The sequence below is a fragment of the Chitinophaga oryzae genome, assembly GCF_012516375.2.
GTDB classification, from domain to species: Bacteria; Bacteroidota; Bacteroidia; order Chitinophagales; family Chitinophagaceae; genus Chitinophaga; species Chitinophaga oryzae.
The window spans coordinates 3,743,151-3,760,306 of the sequence record NZ_CP051204.2 but is presented as its reverse complement, the minus strand read 5'-3'; the positions used below and the strand labels follow the sequence as shown (position 1 = coordinate 3,760,306).

The 17,156-nt window shown below is 50.8% G+C and carries 13 protein-coding genes; 6 read left to right on the top strand and 7 right to left on the bottom strand.

All coding sequences use genetic code 11. From position 1 onward, the window contains the following. Positions 1 to 55: 55 nt before the first annotated feature. Positions 56 to 2,287: a glycoside hydrolase family 20 protein gene (locus tag HF324_RS15640; protein ID WP_168860223.1), complete on the top strand. Its 2,232-nt coding sequence runs from the start codon at positions 56 to 58 to the stop codon at positions 2,285 to 2,287. Between the two features lie 69 nt (positions 2,288 to 2,356). On the opposite strand, the gene HF324_RS15635 is transcribed toward HF324_RS15640, so the two are convergent. The 3 genes from HF324_RS15635 to serA all read right to left on the bottom strand — a co-directional run bounded on the left by HF324_RS15635 (position 2,357) and on the right by serA (position 6,236). Then, complete coding sequence (locus HF324_RS15635) at positions 2,357 to 3,931, bottom strand: S41 family peptidase (RefSeq protein ID WP_168803369.1); 1,575 nt, start codon at positions 3,929 to 3,931, stop codon at positions 2,357 to 2,359. 26 nt (positions 3,932 to 3,957) lie between these two features. Continuing rightward, the gene (locus HF324_RS15630; protein ID WP_168803368.1) at positions 3,958 to 4,746 is read right to left on the bottom strand and encodes a hypothetical protein; all 789 of its coding nucleotides are present in this window, start codon (positions 4,744 to 4,746) and stop codon (positions 3,958 to 3,960) included. A 254-nt stretch (positions 4,747 to 5,000) separates the two neighbouring features. Then, positions 5,001 to 6,236, bottom strand: coding sequence for a phosphoglycerate dehydrogenase (gene serA, locus HF324_RS15625; protein WP_168803367.1), 1,236 nt, complete (start codon positions 6,234 to 6,236; stop codon positions 5,001 to 5,003). A gap of 320 nt (positions 6,237 to 6,556) precedes the next feature. Here serA and HF324_RS15620 point away from each other — a divergent pair, with 320 nt between their 5' ends. After that, on the top strand, positions 6,557 to 7,768 hold the full coding sequence (locus HF324_RS15620; RefSeq protein ID WP_246269555.1) for a serine hydrolase domain-containing protein: 1,212 nt from the start codon (positions 6,557 to 6,559) through the stop codon (positions 7,766 to 7,768). A 175-nt stretch (positions 7,769 to 7,943) separates the two neighbouring features. On the opposite strand, the gene HF324_RS15615 is transcribed toward HF324_RS15620, so the two are convergent. Then, positions 7,944 to 8,921: a cation diffusion facilitator family transporter gene (locus HF324_RS15615; protein WP_168860222.1), complete on the bottom strand. Its 978-nt coding sequence runs from the start codon at positions 8,919 to 8,921 to the stop codon at positions 7,944 to 7,946. A gap of 165 nt (positions 8,922 to 9,086) precedes the next feature. On the opposite strand from HF324_RS15615, the gene HF324_RS15610 reads away from it, so the two are divergent. Continuing rightward, the gene (locus tag HF324_RS15610; protein WP_168803365.1) at positions 9,087 to 9,674 is read left to right on the top strand and encodes an HD domain-containing protein; all 588 of its coding nucleotides are present in this window, start codon (positions 9,087 to 9,089) and stop codon (positions 9,672 to 9,674) included. A gap of 18 nt (positions 9,675 to 9,692) precedes the next feature. After that, on the top strand, positions 9,693 to 10,208 hold the full coding sequence (locus HF324_RS15605) for a HEAT-like fold family protein (protein ID WP_168860221.1): 516 nt from the start codon (positions 9,693 to 9,695) through the stop codon (positions 10,206 to 10,208). Positions 10,209 to 10,365: 157 nt separating this feature from the next. Here the strand turns inward: HF324_RS15605 and infC are convergent, their stop codons facing one another. Beyond that, the gene (gene infC / locus HF324_RS15600; RefSeq protein ID WP_235021686.1) at positions 10,366 to 10,938 is read right to left on the bottom strand and encodes a translation initiation factor IF-3; all 573 of its coding nucleotides are present in this window, start codon (positions 10,936 to 10,938) and stop codon (positions 10,366 to 10,368) included. A gap of 264 nt (positions 10,939 to 11,202) precedes the next feature. After that, a complete protein-coding gene (gene thrS, locus HF324_RS15595) occupies positions 11,203 to 13,143 on the bottom strand; it encodes a threonine--tRNA ligase (RefSeq protein WP_168860220.1) in 1,941 nt (646 codons plus the stop codon). An 841-nt stretch (positions 13,144 to 13,984) separates the two neighbouring features. On the opposite strand from thrS, the gene HF324_RS15590 reads away from it, so the two are divergent. Beyond that, complete coding sequence (locus HF324_RS15590) at positions 13,985 to 14,329, top strand: hypothetical protein (protein ID WP_168803362.1); 345 nt, start codon at positions 13,985 to 13,987, stop codon at positions 14,327 to 14,329. A gap of 86 nt (positions 14,330 to 14,415) precedes the next feature. Continuing rightward, on the top strand, positions 14,416 to 14,787 hold the full coding sequence (locus HF324_RS15585; RefSeq protein ID WP_168803361.1) for a hypothetical protein: 372 nt from the start codon (positions 14,416 to 14,418) through the stop codon (positions 14,785 to 14,787). A gap of 3 nt (positions 14,788 to 14,790) precedes the next feature. Here HF324_RS15585 and HF324_RS15580 read toward each other — a convergent pair whose 3' ends face one another. Further along, positions 14,791 to 17,154: a TonB-dependent receptor gene (locus HF324_RS15580; RefSeq protein WP_258539536.1), complete on the bottom strand. Its 2,364-nt coding sequence runs from the start codon at positions 17,152 to 17,154 to the stop codon at positions 14,791 to 14,793. Positions 17,155 to 17,156 lie beyond the last annotated feature (2 nt).

The following is a 17,156-nucleotide window of genomic DNA, read 5'->3' as shown; positions in this document are numbered from 1 at the left end:
TGTTCCCTTTTTTGTAATTCTTTCCCTATCATTGTCCTTTAATTTTACCAGGCTTATGTTTAAGTATTGTGTTGGTATGCTGTTGCTGACAGCATGCTGTGTGCTGCCAGGAAAAGCGCAGTATACCGGTAACCTCGACCTGATCCCGCGTCCTTCGCAGATCACCGCCGGAACCGGTTATTTTCATCTCAATGGCCAGGGACTCCTTTTCCCCGGAAAAGATTTTCGCCAGGCCACCGGGCTGCTGAAAGAAATGGGCCACTTTCCGGCCACCGGAAAAAACCGCTCCACGATTATCTTCAGAAAGGCGAATGCCTCCACTATACCACACCCCGACGGATACCGCATCCGCATTACGCCGGCGGCGGTGACCATCGACGCCCGCAGCGATGCCGGCGCCATCAACGCCGCACTGGCCATCGTGCAGCTCAGCTGGCTGCAACCTGACCGCTCGCTGCTCCCCTGCGCAGACATCGCCGATCAGCCACGCTTCAATTACCGCGGCGTACACCTCGACGTGTCCCGCAACTTCTTTCCGGCGTCCTACATCAAACGGTTTATCGACCTGATGGCGCTGTACCGCATGAACACCTTCCACTGGCACCTGACCGACGGCGCCGGCTGGAGACTGGAAATCAAAAAATATCCGGCACTCACGCAACAGGCCGCATGGCGCACTACCGCCAACTGGAAAGAATGGTGGAAGAGCGGACGCCGTTATTCGCACGAGGGCGACCCGAACGCCTACGGCGGATACTATACCCGGCAGGAAGCCAAAGAAATTGTGGCCTATGCAGCCACCAGAGGCATCACCGTAATACCCGAAATAGAAATGCCAGGCCACTCGGAAGAAGTGCTGGCCATGTACCCGGCGCTCTCCTGCTCCGGTATACCTTACAAAAATTCAGAGTTCTGCCTCGGCAACGACTCCACTTTTTATTTCCTCGAAAACGTGCTCGACGAAGTGATGGCCATCTTCCCTTCCCGGTACATTCATATCGGCGGCGATGAGGCTTCCACCAAAGCATGGAAACAATGTCCCAAATGCCAGCAGCGCATCCGCACCGAAAAGCTCAACGATGAAAAAGAGTTGCAGAGCTACGCCATCCGCCGCATGGAAAAATTCCTGATCTCCCGCCACCGCAAACTGCTGGGATGGGACGAAATACTGGAAGGCGGCCTGGCGCCGGAAGCTACCGTGATGTCCTGGCGCGGTGAAAGCGGCGGCATCGCTGCAGCCAAAGCCGGTCACGATGTGGTGATGACGCCCGGCGCCTACTGTTACTTCGACAGCTACCAGGCAGACCCTGTCACCCAGCCGGAAGCCATCGGCGGTTACCTTCCGCTGGAAAAAGTGTACAGCTACGAACCGGTCCCCCGCGAACTGGACAGCACCGCAGCTAAACATGTGCTGGGCGCTCAGGCCAATATATGGACGGAGTACATCCCTAACTCCTACCACCTGGAATACATGACCTACCCGCGGGTGATAGCGCTGTCAGAGGTAGTATGGTCGGACACGCTGCGCAAAAAATGGGATGACTTCCATCAGCGGATGCAGTCGCACTATCGATTACTGCAACGCCTAAACGTAAATTATTACCGTCCTTCCTATGCGGTGAGCATCCATCCGGAAATTAATACCACACAGCATGAAGCGGCTATTACGTTTACCTCGGAACAGTATCGCCCACAGATTCGTTACACCACAGACGGCTCCGCTCCCACGCCGCAGTCGATGTTATACAACGGACGTTTTACGGTGAAAGGATCGGCGGTTGTTACGGCAGCTATCTTCCGGGACACTGTGCTGGAGGGCAAACCGGCGGTGCTGGCAGTGGACGATCATATGGCCCTCGGGAAAAAAGTAATTTACAACAGACCTTATAATGAGAAGTATGCAGCGCAGCGCGAAGCAACGCTGGTGAACGGATACCGTGGATCGCTGACATACGGGGACGGCCAGTGGCAGGGATTTCTGGGAGATATGGATATTACGGTAGACCTGGAAAAGGTGACGGAGCTGCAGCGTTTGTCCATCAATTTTATGCAGCTGACCGGTCCAGGTGTCTACATCCCGGCAGCAGTGGAAGTACAGTTATCAGATGACGGACAACACTTCCGCACCGTGCAAACCGTCAGCAACGATGTGCCGGTTAGCCTGTCCACGCTGGCTTTCAAGGATTTTAAATTTGATCTGCGTCAGCAAAAGGCGCGTTATGTGCGTGTCATTGCGAAGAACGGGCAACGTGGGTTTATGTTTACCGACGAGGTGATTATTTACTGATGAAAAATCCCCGCAAAGCGTCGCAGACGGCTTTGCGGGGATCAATATTGTTTGTAAGCTTCTTAGTAACTAGTGACCGGCGCTGATAATGCGGCTGCGTTCATAGTCCACCATGCCGTTAAAACCGTTCACCGGCTTCAGTGACGGGATCGCCTGCCGCAGATTACTCATTTCGGTCGATGCGGCCCGGGCGTTGCCGGTGTATTTTCCGGTGGTAAGATAATTGACAATCGCTTTCAGGTTGTCATCATTCCGGGTATCTCCCCAGGGTACGTTTACATAATCATATGCAGTTGCGTCCACATCAATCCCTGTAAAATACCCGCCCACGCCATTGGCGTTCTTCGTCTCAAAGTTAATGGCATACAGGTCTGCCAGATATTTCCGGTTGTGGTTCTGATCGAAAACAGCGATGTTGAAATCGATGAAACCGACTGGTTTACCATAGGTCTTAGCGCCCACCAGTTTCACGGTCATATACGGTTTCAGGTTATTCAGCGTCAGTTCGCTGGCAGATGCCGTATTGCCGGTAGTGATGAAAAACACATCGTCGAGGCGAAGTTTGCTGGTGGCTGCCGCAAATTTGGTGGTGGTCGTCAGTCCCACCTGGGAGGCATGCGCCATCAGCTTATCGTTGAAGACGGTGCTGTACATCAGTTTACCTGCTGCCCCGGCCGGAGCAATGGCATTGTCCAGGTATTCGGCCGTAGACACCGCGCCGCCGCCGTTGTAGCGGAAATCCACGATCAGGCTGGTGATCCCCTGTGCGGCAAACTTATTGAACAGCTGGTCCAGCGCGGTTTTGGTATAGGTGTCCTGACCGCTGCTATTGATGATGCTGGAGAAGGTGTACATGGAGAAATAGCCTACCTTTTTGCCGCTTCCAGCCAGTGTAAACACGGTATCAAAAACAACCGGGTTGATGTTATAGCTGGCGGTGGTCAGGGTTTGGGTGATGGTGGTGCCATCCGGCCTTCTGAAGCCCAGCGTTACCGAAGGGCTGTTGAAGATGGCGTTGTACACCGACGTCAGGAAGGCCTGGCTGGTGGAGATGTTGCTGTTACCATTGACCGAGATGATCTCCCATCCGCGGGTAACGCCGATTTTGCCGGCGGGACCGTTTTTATCCGCATACAACACAAAAATGTGGGCGTTGCCGCCGCCGTCCTGCGCTATGCCGTAGTCCAGTCCCAGGTCGCCATTGGTGGCGGCAAAAGCCTGGGAGGAAATGCCGTTCATCAGTTTGTTGGTCAGTACCCCGTTGCGGTCCAGGAAACTGTAATGGTCATACGGCCGGGTGGTGGTCTGATTAATGGCGTATGTCTTCATTACAGACAGCAGGCTGTCGGCGTTGGCGTATTTTGCGTCAAACGGGTTGAGGGCCGGCACCTGGGAATACCAGTAGTAGGTTGGTAGTCCGCTGGCCGGGGTACGGCCGCCATCGGCGTAGGTGACTTGCATGATCTGGTACATCAGGTATTTCAGGGAGTCCTCGTCCGACGAGGCCGTTACCTTGGTGGTATCTGTGCGGGGCGCCGGGTCCGGCGACGTTTTGTTGTCTTTGCGGCAGGCCGTCCATAAAAGTACACAGGTGATGCCGGCGAGGGCAATCCTGGCTCCTGAGGTAAACAGATTTGTATGCATAATAACGGTTAAGACTATTTGAAAAATTACGGGTGCGCCGCCAACGTCTGTCTCGTCCAGAATTCCGTTGAAAAGAACAGCATCATTTTCATCCGGGTCTCTTCATCCGGCATGGCGGGTGCTCCCCCGTCCTTGCTGGCCTTGGCTTGTTTTTCCCGCAGGATTTTCTCCTGTTCCCGGCGTTCTGCCGCGCTCAGGGAGTTTACCTTAAAACGGTAAGCGACCGGCTTATCGTATGCGGCAGGGATGCCTGCCACTGCAATGGGTACGGCCAATTCGCAAACCAGGTTGCCTGCTGCGTCAAAAGCGGCGGCGGTGCGGATGCCATTGGGATTACTAACGGGTATATTCCCGTCCGTTACGCCGGTCAATCCTTCCACTTTGATCTCCTTCACGTTGGCGAGGGCCTGTCTTCTCCATTCGTCGGCCAGTTTCTGGCGGGACTCCTGCGGTACGTCCGGGGCTGCATTGATTTCCCCTACCAGCGGAAAGGTGATCATCGCGCCGCCTTTCTTTTTTCCGGTGGGGTTGATGGATATGCTCAACCCGGAACGCATGATACGCTGCTGGCTGATTTTATCAGGCACGCTGGCAATCACGAACAGGGTATCCTTATTATTGGCGATCGTATAAAAGAGTTTGGTATCGTTGTTATAAAACTGCAGTGGCTTTGGCCATTCTGTTGCCTGGCCGTCGATGTTGATCTGTTCAGGGGCCCATTTATTAGGCTCGCTGTCCTGCGCGTTTACATTTACCTGCCCTAGCAGTGCGGTCATTAATGCTACCCCTGCTATGCGTACGTTGATACTGTTCATGCTTCTGTTTTGATGGCTGTTTACGCTTGCAAGGATAACAAACAAATCTGAAACAATTTACAAATTGATGGGGGATTTTCGAATTTACGGATTTTTCAATTTACGGATTTTGGGATTTTGGGATTGGAGGATTTCGGGGAACCGGATTTTTGATCTGAGATTTTGAGATGTTGAGATTTTGTTATTTATAGATTGCTTTAAAACACCCTATAAACCCCAAAATCCCCAAATCCCAAAATCTCTAAATCTCTAAATTAATAAAGCAGTCGTGCCTTGATAGTATGTTTCACCTCTTTCAGCAGGGCCAGGGCTTCCTGGGACAGCTGGCGGTCCACGTCGAGCACCACATAACCAATCTGGTCGTTGGTTTTCAGGTACTGTCCGAGGATATTGATTTTATTTTCAGACAGGGCGGTGTTGATAGCGGACAATACGCCCGGCACGTTCTGGTGTACGTGCAGGATACGGTGTGTATTTTCGATAGGCGGCACGCTGATGGCCGGTACGGTATGGGAACCGAAGCTGGCGCCTTTTTCGAGGTAGTTGAGCAGTTTGGCGCTCACGTCGAGGCCGATGTTATGCTGCGCCTCTTCGGTGCTGCCACCGATATGCGGCGTCAGGATCACGTTGGACAGCTTCTGCAGCGGTGTGCTGAAAGCGGCGCCGTTCTTTTCCGGTTCTACCGGGAACACGTCTACCGCGGCACCAGACAACTGACCGCTTTCCAGGGCCTCTTTCAGCGCTTCCAGGTCAACCACCTCTCCCCTGGCATAGTTCAGGAAGATGGCTCCTTTCTTCACGTAGGACAGGGTTTCCCGGTTGATCATCATTTCCGTGGACCTGTTGGAAGGCACATGCAGGGAGATGATGTCCGCCTGTTCAAACAGTTCTTTGAGGGACCTTTGCTGTACGGCGTTGCCCAGCGGCAGTTTGGTTTCGGCATCGTAATACATCACGTTCATGCCCATGTTTTCCGCCAGCACGCTCACCTGGCTGCCGATATTGCCGTAACCGACGATACCCAGTGTTTTACCGCGCAGCTCATAGCTGCCTTTGGCTTCTTTCATCCAGACACCGTTGTGGGCGGCCGCGTTCTTGTCCACGATACGGCGAATCAGAACAATAGACAGTCCGATCACCAGCTCCGCTACAGAACGGGTGTTGGAATAAGGCGCGTTGAAAACAGCCACACCATGTTCGGTGGCCGCTTTCAGGTCCACCTGGTTGGTGCCGATACAGAAACAACCGATGGCCTGCAGTTTTTTGGCAGCCTCCAGCACTTTACGGGTGACCTGTGTTTTGGAACGGATACCTAATAAATGAACATCCTTGATCTCGCTGATCAGATCTGCTTCGCTGAGCGCACCAGTCAGTTTGCGAACCGAATAGCCTGCCGTGGTGAATTCTGCCACAGCGGCGTCACTGATATTCTCCAACAATAAAATGCTGATCTTTTCCTTCGGATAACTTGTAGACTTTACCTGTTCCATAATATTATAAAGAATTATATGTAATTTTTTCGGTCGCAATTGGCTTAATAATTGCGGTTACGCGGGGCAAAAACAAGGCACAAACCTACTTTATGTTGGGGAATAATCAAATACTATCATAGTCAAATTCGATTTTTATCAAAAAACAGGCTTTCTACCCTGTTTTTTTTGATATTTTAATAATCAATGGGCTTAAAAATGCATTAAAAGCGGGTTGGATGCCTGAGAATATTTGGTATGCATTGTCAATGAGTATAATTTTAACGCCTTGAAAATTTACAGAGAGAATCAGCATTAAGTAAGTCAGTGAATCACCTCTAATGAAGCGATTGAAAGCAGTAAGCATCATCTTATCTATCACGGGAATTGCCATCATCTCCAGCTGCCAGGGCAATGCAGCACGCAGGGAAGCAAAAAGGAAAAAGGCCATATCAGACAGTAGCCTGTATACGCTCAACTTAACGGAGGCACAACGCGAAGCCATTCTCAAAGCACCGCGCACAGTGCAGCTGCAACGGGAACTGAATGCATTTTATACCGGGAAACTATTGCGCAGCGGCTTTAACGGCGCTATCCTGGTAGCTAAAAAAGGCGTTATCATCTTCGAACAATATCATGGTTTGGAAAACTACCGGACTAAAATACCGTTGGTGGACAGCTCCGCCTTTCAGCTGGCTTCCGTCTCCAAAACCTTCACCGGCACGGCTGTGCTGTGGCTGGCAGAAAAAAAACAGCTGAGCCTGGAAGACTCCGTACAGAAATTCTTCCCGGAGTTTCCCTACAAAGGCATCAGTGTTCGCATGCTGCTCAATCACCGCAGCGGCCTGCCCAACTACCTCTATTTCTGCGACAGTCTCTGGAAAGACAGGGCAGCGTTCATCACCAATGAACAGGTGATCCGCCTGATGGAGCAACATAAACCGCGCATCCAGCATCTCCCCGATACCCACTTCCAATACTGCAACACCAACTATCTCCTGCTGGCCTCCATCATTGAAAAGGCCACCGGGCAGAAATACGCCGACTTCATGCAGCAAACGTTCTTCAAACCGCTGCATATGGTCAACACCTTTGTATACGATCCCGCTTCCACGCCCCGGCCACACCAGACGCAGAGCCATAAATACAACGGCCAGGCAGAACCGGACACCTATTTCGACGGCGTGATGGGCGACAAAGGCATCTACAGTACCGCCCGCGATATGCTCAAATGGGACCAGGCGCTGTATTCCGGCCAACTGCTGGACTCAGCCACACTGAAAGCCGCCTATACGCCTTACAGCCATGAAAAACCCGGTATCCGCAATTACGGGCTGGGATGGCGTTTGATGGTGTATCCCGACAGCACCAAAAATATTGTGTACCACAATGGCTGGTGGCATGGCAACAACACCGTGTTTTACCGTTTTGTGCAGGACTCCACCACCCTGATCATCCTGGGCAATAAATACAACCGCGGCATCTATCAGGCAGTGAAGCCTATCCGCGAGATAATGGGCCATGGAGATGGCGAAGAGGCAGGCGCGGAGTAGTCTCGCAAAGCAGCAAAGCAGCAAAGCACGCAAAGATCATATAAGCGGGCAGAGAAAGCAAAGGAGCGAAGATCAAAATCTGATCTTCGCTCCTTTGCTTTCTTATTAAAACTCAAAAAATCTTTGCGTGCTTTGCTGCTTTGCTGCTTTGCGTGAACCCGCGAGCCTGCGAGCGCTATCCGTGCTTTCTGTTCGGCAACACATTCTCCCTCGTCCACATGATCTCCCCCGTGAGAGCCTCTTTTCTCACCGGGCAGGCATCTTTCAGGCAGTAGTGGCAACAGGAAGGGATGCACGGGTCCATATGAATAAAAAATTCTACTTCGCTCCCCTCAAACCCTTTATTGACCAGCACTTCCACCCTTTTCATTTCATCGTGCGCTTCTGTGAGCGACAGGTAATAAGGCATGGTGATGTGGCAATCGATATGATAGTTGTTACCGTATTGCTGCACCCGCATGTTGTGAATGTCTATCCAGTTGGGCACGCGCTCGGCGGAAAGCAGCGCTATCACTTTGTCTACCACCTGCATGTCTGTTTCATCCATCAGGCCTGAAATAGAGCGGCGCATGAGCTGATATCCCTTCGTAAGGATGAGGATGCCCATGAGCAGGGAAACGGCCGGGTCCAGCCAGTTCCAGCCGGTAAAATGAATGACGCCCAGCGCGATGATCAGGCCCACGCTGCTGTATACGTCGGTCATGATATGCTGACCGTTGCCGCTCAGCGTGATAGAACCCAGCGTACGGCCGGAGCGGATCAGGTAAAGGCCCAGCAGCAGGTTGGCCAGCGTGGTGGAGCCCAGCAGCCACAAGCCGCTGCTCATTTCATGCAGTTCCCTCGGTGATATAAAATACTGTACGGCTTTAAAAAGGATAAGCATACCGGCGAAAAAGATCATGGCACCTTCGAAGCCGATGGAGAAAAATTCTACTTTGCCATGCCCGTAAGGGTGGTTGGCGTCTTTCGGCTTGCCCGACAGGTAGATGCTGTAACTTGCAAAGCCGCCCGCCACCACGTTGATAATAGACTCCATCGCGTCAGAAAGGATCGCCACGGAATGGGTCAGATAGTAGGCCACAAATTTGGCCACGGTGAGGATAAAACTAACAGCAAGCGACACCAGGATGACGCGTAATTCTCTTCTTAGCAAGTAGATCAGATTGTATGGGTGCGAAAGTACAAAGGTACGGTTATTACCGTATTGCTCCCACTGCAGCGGCCGTGAAAATTAATATTCCCGTAACACCCGCACGGTAAAATTGTGCGATATTAAGAGGCTGAATAAACGCTATCTAACGTAAACCTATAAACGAAAATGAACAGTAGAGAAATCCGGGCCAACGCTGTAGTAGACGAACTTTTCGGTTTGTATGAGCAATATGGCCATCATGCCTATGGTGAACAGGTGACCATGCTGATGCACATGATGCAGTCCGCCCTCATCGCCGAACAAACGGGTTTCGACGATGAAATGATACTGGCGGCCTTCCTGCACGACATCGGCCATTTCTTTGAAGGCCGCGGACAGATGGACATCTACGGCGCCCAGGCCCACGACACCATCGGCTACCGTTACCTCACCTCCTGCGGATTTCCGGCCAGGATGGGGCAACTGGTGGCCAGCCACGTAGCCGCCAAAAGATACCTCACGTGGACAGACAGCGCCTATTACGATACCCTTTCGGAAGCCAGTAAGGAAACTTTGCGTTACCAGGGCGGCCCCATGACAGCGGCGGAAGCCAAAATATTCCGCGCCGATCCGCTGTTTGAACAGTACATCCAGCTGAGGATCTGGGACGATATGGGGAAAGATCCGCACACGCCGGTGCGTCACGCCGACCTGGAAAGGATGCGGGAACGTATGTTCCGTTACCTGCTCGCATATGGTCAACTGGGAGATTAAGTTTAAATTGCCGGTAGTATGGAACTAAGAAAAGAAATACTGGCGGCCAGTTACAAGGAACAGATCCTTTCCGTCGTCGGCTGGATAGGCAGCGACCCCAAACGTTTCGCCCGGCTGATGCAGCTTTTCCTGGAAGATGAATACCGGGTGGTGCAGCGCAGCGCCTGGATCATCAGCCTGGTGGCCGAGAAGCATCCGGAACTGATGACCCCTCACCTGCCGGAAATGGTGGCCCGTATGGAAACCGGTGGACTTCCCTCTGCGGTGAAAAGAAATGTGCTGCGTGTGCTACAGGATATGACGCTGCCACCGGACCTGCACGGCCCTGTGATGAACGCCTGCTTTCAATACCTGGAAGACCCCAGGGAGATGATTGCCATCAAGGCCTTTGCCATGACCATATTATCCAACCTGGCCGTCGCTTATCCCGACATTAAAAATGAAATCCGGATCCTGCTGGAAGACCTGCTGGAGCATGATCCTTCGCCGGGCATCCGCTCGCGGGCCCAAAAGGTGATGAAAAGCATCGGGTAATACAAGAACAACGACGCCCGTATAATGCCTGCCATCGCTGTCAGCCATAACTTACCGGTGGCGGCTGCCTTTCAGCCGCAGTATGATCTGCTGAACAAAAAAGCGGCACAGCAGGTGATGTGATACCTGCTGGTGCCGCTGTATAAGCTGGAGCCAATTAAGCCTGGTCTTCCGGTTTGCTTTCAGCAACGCGGGGTTCTTTCGGCTCTTTTGGTTCTTTAGGTTCTTTGGGTTCCTTTTCTTTTTTCTTGGCAGCTTTCGGTGCGAAGATGGCGATCATGCGCTTACCTTCCATGGTAGGCATGCTTTCCAGGCCGCCCACTTCCGCCAGCCTCTCGGCGAACTTCAGCAGGATCAGCTCTCCGCGCTCCTTAAACATGATAGCACGTCCCTTGAACTGTACGTAGGTTTTCACCTTGTTACCTTCTTTCAGGAAGTTCTCCGCATGTTTCGCTTTGAAGTCAAAGTCATGATCGTCGGTGTTAGGCGTAAAGCGGATTTCTTTCACCTCGCTTTTGTGCGCCTTTGCCTTCATTTCCTTTTCCTTCTTCTTCTTTTCGTAAAGGAATTTATTGTAGTCGATGATACGGCATACAGGGGGTGCGGCATTAGGGGATATTTCCACGAGGTCGAGGCCTTGCTCTTCAGCCATACGCAGGGCTTCCTCGGTCCGGTATACGCCCACTTCCACGTTTTCACCTACCAGTCTTACCTCAGGGACACGGATCATTCTGTTGGTCCGGTGTTCTTGTTGTTGTTCCCTGCGGAAATTCGGGTTTCTTCCCCGATTATTACCACCAAAATTTGGTCTGGGTTTTTGTTGCATTAAAAAAATTAAGATTTATTAATTATTGTTCATAGTCCATGGTCCATATCCCACACATGGACCAAAAACAACTTATACAAAAATAAGGGGAAAATTCCGTGCAATTAACATACCTGTTTTCCGGAATGTTCATTGTTTTATATACTTCTTTTCCACATTTAAGTATGTTTACTCGATTGGCCTGCGGTTGGCCACCTCTTCATTGACCAGCGTGGTAAACTGTTCCAGGGTCATGGTTCCGAGGTCGCCTTTGGCTTGCCGGCGTACTGCCACGATATTGTCGGCCGCTTCTTTTTCGCCGAGCACCAGCATATATGGCACTTTGGCGAGTTCCGTATCGCGGATTTTCTTACCGATTTTCTCGCTTCTGTCGTCGATCTCAGCGCGAATTTCCGCTTTTTTCAGCAATTCTGCCACTTTTTCTGCATAGGCCTGGGTTTTCTCACTGATTGGCAGGATTTTCACCTGGGTAGGTGCCAGCCACAGCGGGAATTTACCGGCGCAGTGCTCGATCAGTACGGCGATGAAACGTTCCAGGGAGCCAAACGGCGCACGGTGGATCATTACCGGGCGGTGACGTTGGTTGTCGGCCCCGATGTACTCCAGCTCAAAACGTTCCGGCAGGTTGTAGTCCACCTGGATGGTGCCCAGCTGCCATTTACGGCCGAGGGCGTCTTTCACCATGAAGTCCAGTTTAGGGCCGTAGAAGGCGGCTTCACCGTATTCGATCACGGTATTGAGGCCTTTCTCGGCGGCAGACTCAATGATGGCCTGTTCGGCGAGGTTCCAGTTCTCTTCTGTACCAATATACTTGCTGCGGTCTTCCTTGTCGCGCAAAGAGATCTGGGCCGTATATTCAGTAAAGCTGAGGCTGTTAAACACATACATCACCAGGTCGATCACTTTCTGAAACTCTTCTTTTACCTGGTCAGGGCGGCAGAACAGGTGGGCGTCATCCTGGGTAAATCCTCTTACGCGGGTGAGGCCGTGCAGTTCACCATGCTGCTCGTAGCGGTATACGGTACCGAATTCCGCGAAACGCACCGGCAGGTCTTTGTACGACTTGGGAGAGCCTTTGTACAGTTCACAGTGGTGCGGACAGTTCATCGGTTTCAGCATGAATTCCTCTCCTTCTTCCGGCGTATGGATCGGCTGGAAGCTGTCTTTACCATATTTTTCGTAGTGGCCGGAAGTCACGTACAGGTTTTTGTTACCGATATGCGGCGTTACTACCGGCAGGTAGCCGCTGGCCAGCTGGGCTTCCTGGAGGAAGCGTTGCAGGCGTTCGCGCAGCATGGCGCCTTTGGGCAGCCACATCGGAAGGCCCAGTCCTACTTTTTCAGAGAACATGAACAGTTCCAGTTCCTTGCCCAGTTTGCGGTGGTCGCGTTTTTTCGCTTCTTCGATCAGCGTCAGGTATTCATCCAGCTCTTTCTGGTTGGGGAAAGTGATACCATAGATGCGGGTAAGCATCTTGTTTTTCTCGTTACCCCGCCAGTAAGCGCCGGCGATGCTGGTCAGCTTAATGGATTTGATGAAGCTGGTGTTCGGAATGTGCGGGCCACGGCACAGGTCTGTAAAACCGCCCTGTGTATAGAAGGTAATGCTTCCGTCAGGCAGCTCATTGATGGTTTCCACTTTGTAGGGGTCGCCTTTCTCCGTGAAATAAGCCAGTGCGTCGGCTTTGCTCACGTCTTTGCGAATGTATTCGCTGTTCTTTTTGGACAGCTCTACCATCTTCGCCTCAATCGCCTTCAGGTCCTCTTCGGAGATGGTGCGGTCGCCCAGGTCTATATCGTAATAAAAACCGGCTTCAATAGCGGGACCGTAACCCAGTTTCACACCGGGATACAGGGCTTCCAGGGCTTCGGCCATCAGGTGCGCGGAAGAGTGCCACATGGTGGATTTACCATCTGTATCCGTCCACGTCAGGAGCTGCAGCGTAGCATCCGTTGTAACCGGGCGTGTAGCGTCCACTACCTGCCCATTAACTTTTGCAGCCAATACTTTACGTGCCAATCCTTCGCTGATGGATTTGGCAATGTCCAATGCAGTTACTCCTGGTTCATACTGACGAACTGCGCCATCCGGAAAAGTGATATTTATCATACGTTTTACTGTTAGCGTCATACTTTTTCATATGCGCTATATTTCCTTTATAAAATGTTTGCGAAGTTAAGAAATAGTTTGTTAGCTTTTTGCTTAGTCCGCCAGCGAAATTCCAGGGAATTTAAAAATAATGGATCACGCGGCGGTGGGTATCAGTCCGGAAAGTCAACAAAGCCTGTAAATATAAGAAAATAACGCCACTTTACAAAGTTGTTGATCCGCCGGGAATCAGAAAGTTGACAAAATCGTTATTGCGGATAAGGGGACCATGAGAATGGTGGTATCAACGGGCGCTCCTGCCCTGCCCACGGACAAAATGCTTTAAAGATAGCCACTATGGCTCCATACACATACCCAACCAACCCCGGCACGTACCTTTCCCTCCCCGTTTTTCATCTCCCGAAAGAAGATTTTTTAAAAATTGTTGTGCAAAAAATTGGGAGGACAGACGAGGGAAAGTAATTTTGATTTTATAATTCAAAAACATTCATTTTGAGTAATTAATCAATAAATTATGGGGTATATTTCAAAACCGGGACGCAGGCCCACTTTCAGTGACGAACATCGTATTTCTTCCATTTTAAGGGATGAACTGAAAATGCAACCATCCAACTGTTATTGACAATGGACAACATACTAAACGACCGATTACAGGAAATAATACAATATGGCGATACAATACGCGAAAATAACGATCGTCTTGAACGCCGGATAGACCAAATGGATCGTATCCTCTTCTGGGTTGTTTGTTTAGGCATCCCTGGCCTTGTAGTGCTGTTTGCAGTCGTAGCAAGGCAGTAACAATGGAACATATTTTTCTCTTATTTAACACAACATCACTATGATTGCAACCAATAACGTTATCTATAACATTTTGAGAAAAGATCTACACCTTAGTGAAGAACAAACCAGAAAGTTGGTTTCTTCTATGGATTTCGCCATTAGCGAGGCTCAGGCGGACAAATTCGCTACAAAAACTGAAATAGGAAAAATTTCTACCCAATTAGAACATGTTGAAACAGGCCTCAAAGAAGTAAAGGCAGAGGTTACTGAAATACGAAATGATCTGAAAGGACTTATTGGAACGGTTTGTCTAAGGATAGGGTACTTTATAGCTGGCGCTGTTGGCATTTTGACAATTTTGAACATCACTTTGGGATTTGTTGTAGCTGCATTCAAAAAATGACTCCGAACGGGAATGTAAATACAACGGCAGGTATCACTCTGTATTAAACCCAGGCCCCTTTATTCTATCACCAAACTACTTGAATTATGTCTGCAAACCATATCAAAATCTACGATATTTTCAGAAAGGACCTCCACCTGGAAGATGCCAAAGCACAAGAACTTCTCTCCGAAATGGATGCAGCCTATAGCAAAGACCTGCTTAAAACGGATATACAACAACTTTCCACCAAACTCGTGGCGGTAGATACCAAGCTGGATAAAATTAAAGAAGATCTCGATGAATTCAAAGAAGACCTTAACACCTGTCATACAAAATTGGACAAAGTGCAGCTTCAAATACAAACGGACTTTAAAGAGATTTGTTCAAAAATGAGCAATACAGGGCTGTTACAATACGTGACCATTACAGGCACTATCCTGGGTATTATCTGGACCTACTTTAAGTTCTTTAAATGATCGCTAAAACCTAAAATTATACGTCACCGCGGGAATAATCGGAAACAACGACACCTGCCTGGCCGTGACTTTCAGTGACCCATCCACCGCCTTTCCCTCCTGGTCAAAATAAATGAAATAGGGATTTTTCCTGCTGTACACGTTATAAATCGAGAATGCCCAGCTTCCCTGGAACCGCTTGTTCTCTCTTTTCGGCCTGGGTGTATAAATAGCAGATAAATCCAGCCGGTTGTACGGCGCCATGCGATATGAATTGATCTTACCATATCCCTGTACCAGCGCGCCTTCCATGAAATAGAACTGTTCAGGCATCGTAGTGGTGTTGCCCGTGCCATAGATAAACACACCCGAAAAAGTCCACCGTTTATTTAATTCATACGTAGCCACCGCCACGAAATCGTGCCGCCGGTCGTACTTTGCCGGGTACCACTCCCCGTTGTTCAGCTGGGGAAACTTCCGCCACGTCCACGCCAGCGTATATCCCAGCCAGCCTGTCAGCGCACCTTTTTTCTTGTTCACAAACACTTCCACCCCGTAAGCTTTCCCCTTTCCGAAAACAAAATCCAGCTCGGGATCAGACAACGAGGGCGTGTATCCTTCGCGGTATTCTATCTGGTGGTACATCTCCTTATAATAGGCTTCTACAGAGGCTTCGTAGGTATTGTTTTTAAAATTGCGGAAGTAGCCGGCGGAATATTGCCACGACTGCTGCGGCTGCACCCGGTAGGTGCTGGGCACCCACACATCGGTCGGCAAAGTGGTGCCTGCATTGGACACCAGGTGAATGAACTGGTAATTACGCGTAAAAGCAGCCTTGATGGCATTATCATTATTCCAGGAGTACCGCAGGATCAGGCGCGGCTCAAAGCCTCCATAGCTCACCACCGGCCGCCAGCGGCCATATCGCACACTGTCGGTTTTCTGGCCGGCATCATTGCGGATATAACGGGTATAAGGCCCTATCTGCATAAAACCGCTGAAACGCACGCCCGCATTGAGCTGCAAATGCGGCGATATCTCCCAGTCGTCCATCAGATAGGCCCCTACTTCATGCGCATACTTCTTGTAGGCGTTTTCCGGAGGAGAAAATACGGTGGAATCCTGCCCCCCGCTGACGGTGCTGGGCGTGAACACATGGTAAATATAATTACCGCCAAACTTAATATGATGGCGGGGATTGGGGTAAAAATCAAAATCCAGTTTCCCGTTGGCGTCGCTGATACCGGAAGACAGGCGGAGGTTAAAACTGTTCTGCAGCGCGCTGAACTGGAACTTGTAGTCATTGTAAATCAGCGACAGGTTGGCGAACAGCTTACTGCTGAAAACGTGGTTCCAGCGCAGGGTAGCCGTACTGTTGCCCCAGGGGATCTTCACCAGGAACTTCCGGTTGTTGCTGGAAAAACTGAACACATCCCTGCCGAGATAACCACTGAGGTACAGCCGGTCCTTGTCAGACAGGATATAGTTCACCTTCATGTTCAGGTCATAAAAGTAATAGCCGGTACCTTTGTACTCCGAGTTGTTGACAAAAGGTTTGGAGAGCAGATCGATGTAAGTGCGCCTCCCTGAAACGATGAAGGAAGCTTTGTCTTTTTTCAGCGGCCCCTGCAGGGAAAGCCGGGACGCGATCAGTCCTATGCCGCCCTCGCCCTGGAACGTTTTGTTGTTGCCTTCTTTCATATTCACGTCCACCACGGAAGACAGGCGCCCGCCGTAATTGGCCGGCATGCCTCCTTTAATAAGAGTAGTGTTTTTAATGGCATCGGCATTAAAAACGGAAAAGAAGCCGAACAGGTGGCCGGTATTGTATACCGGCGCTTCGTCCAGCAGGATCAGGTTCTGATCGGGACCGCCGCCCCGCACATAAAAACCGGCATTGCCTTCTCCCGCGGCCTGTACGCCAGGCATGAGCTGCAGCGCCTTCAGCACGTCCGTCTCCCCCATCAGCGCCGGCAACTTCTTCACCTGCTGGGAAGAGAGCTCCACGCGGCCCATGTCTGTGCTCTTCACATGCGCATGCTGCTGCCGGGCCGTTACCACGACTTCCTTCGCCTGGTAAGACCGGGGCAACAGTTCCATATAACGTATAGTATTACCTGTTAGGTTTAATTCCAGCGATTTGCTTTCATAACCTACAAAAGAATAAATGATGGTGTAAGTGCCGGGAGACAGGGTGAGGGAATAAAATCCATAGGTGTTGGTCTGGATGCCGGTGCCGGTGCCCTGCACCTGTACCGTGGCGCCCGGGAGAGACTCGCCGTTGGTACTGTCGCGTACATACCCGCTAACGGTGTAACGCTGTGCCTTTGCAGCCACACACAGGGTCAGGATCATCAGGAAAGTAACTACATATCTAAAGCTTTGCATAT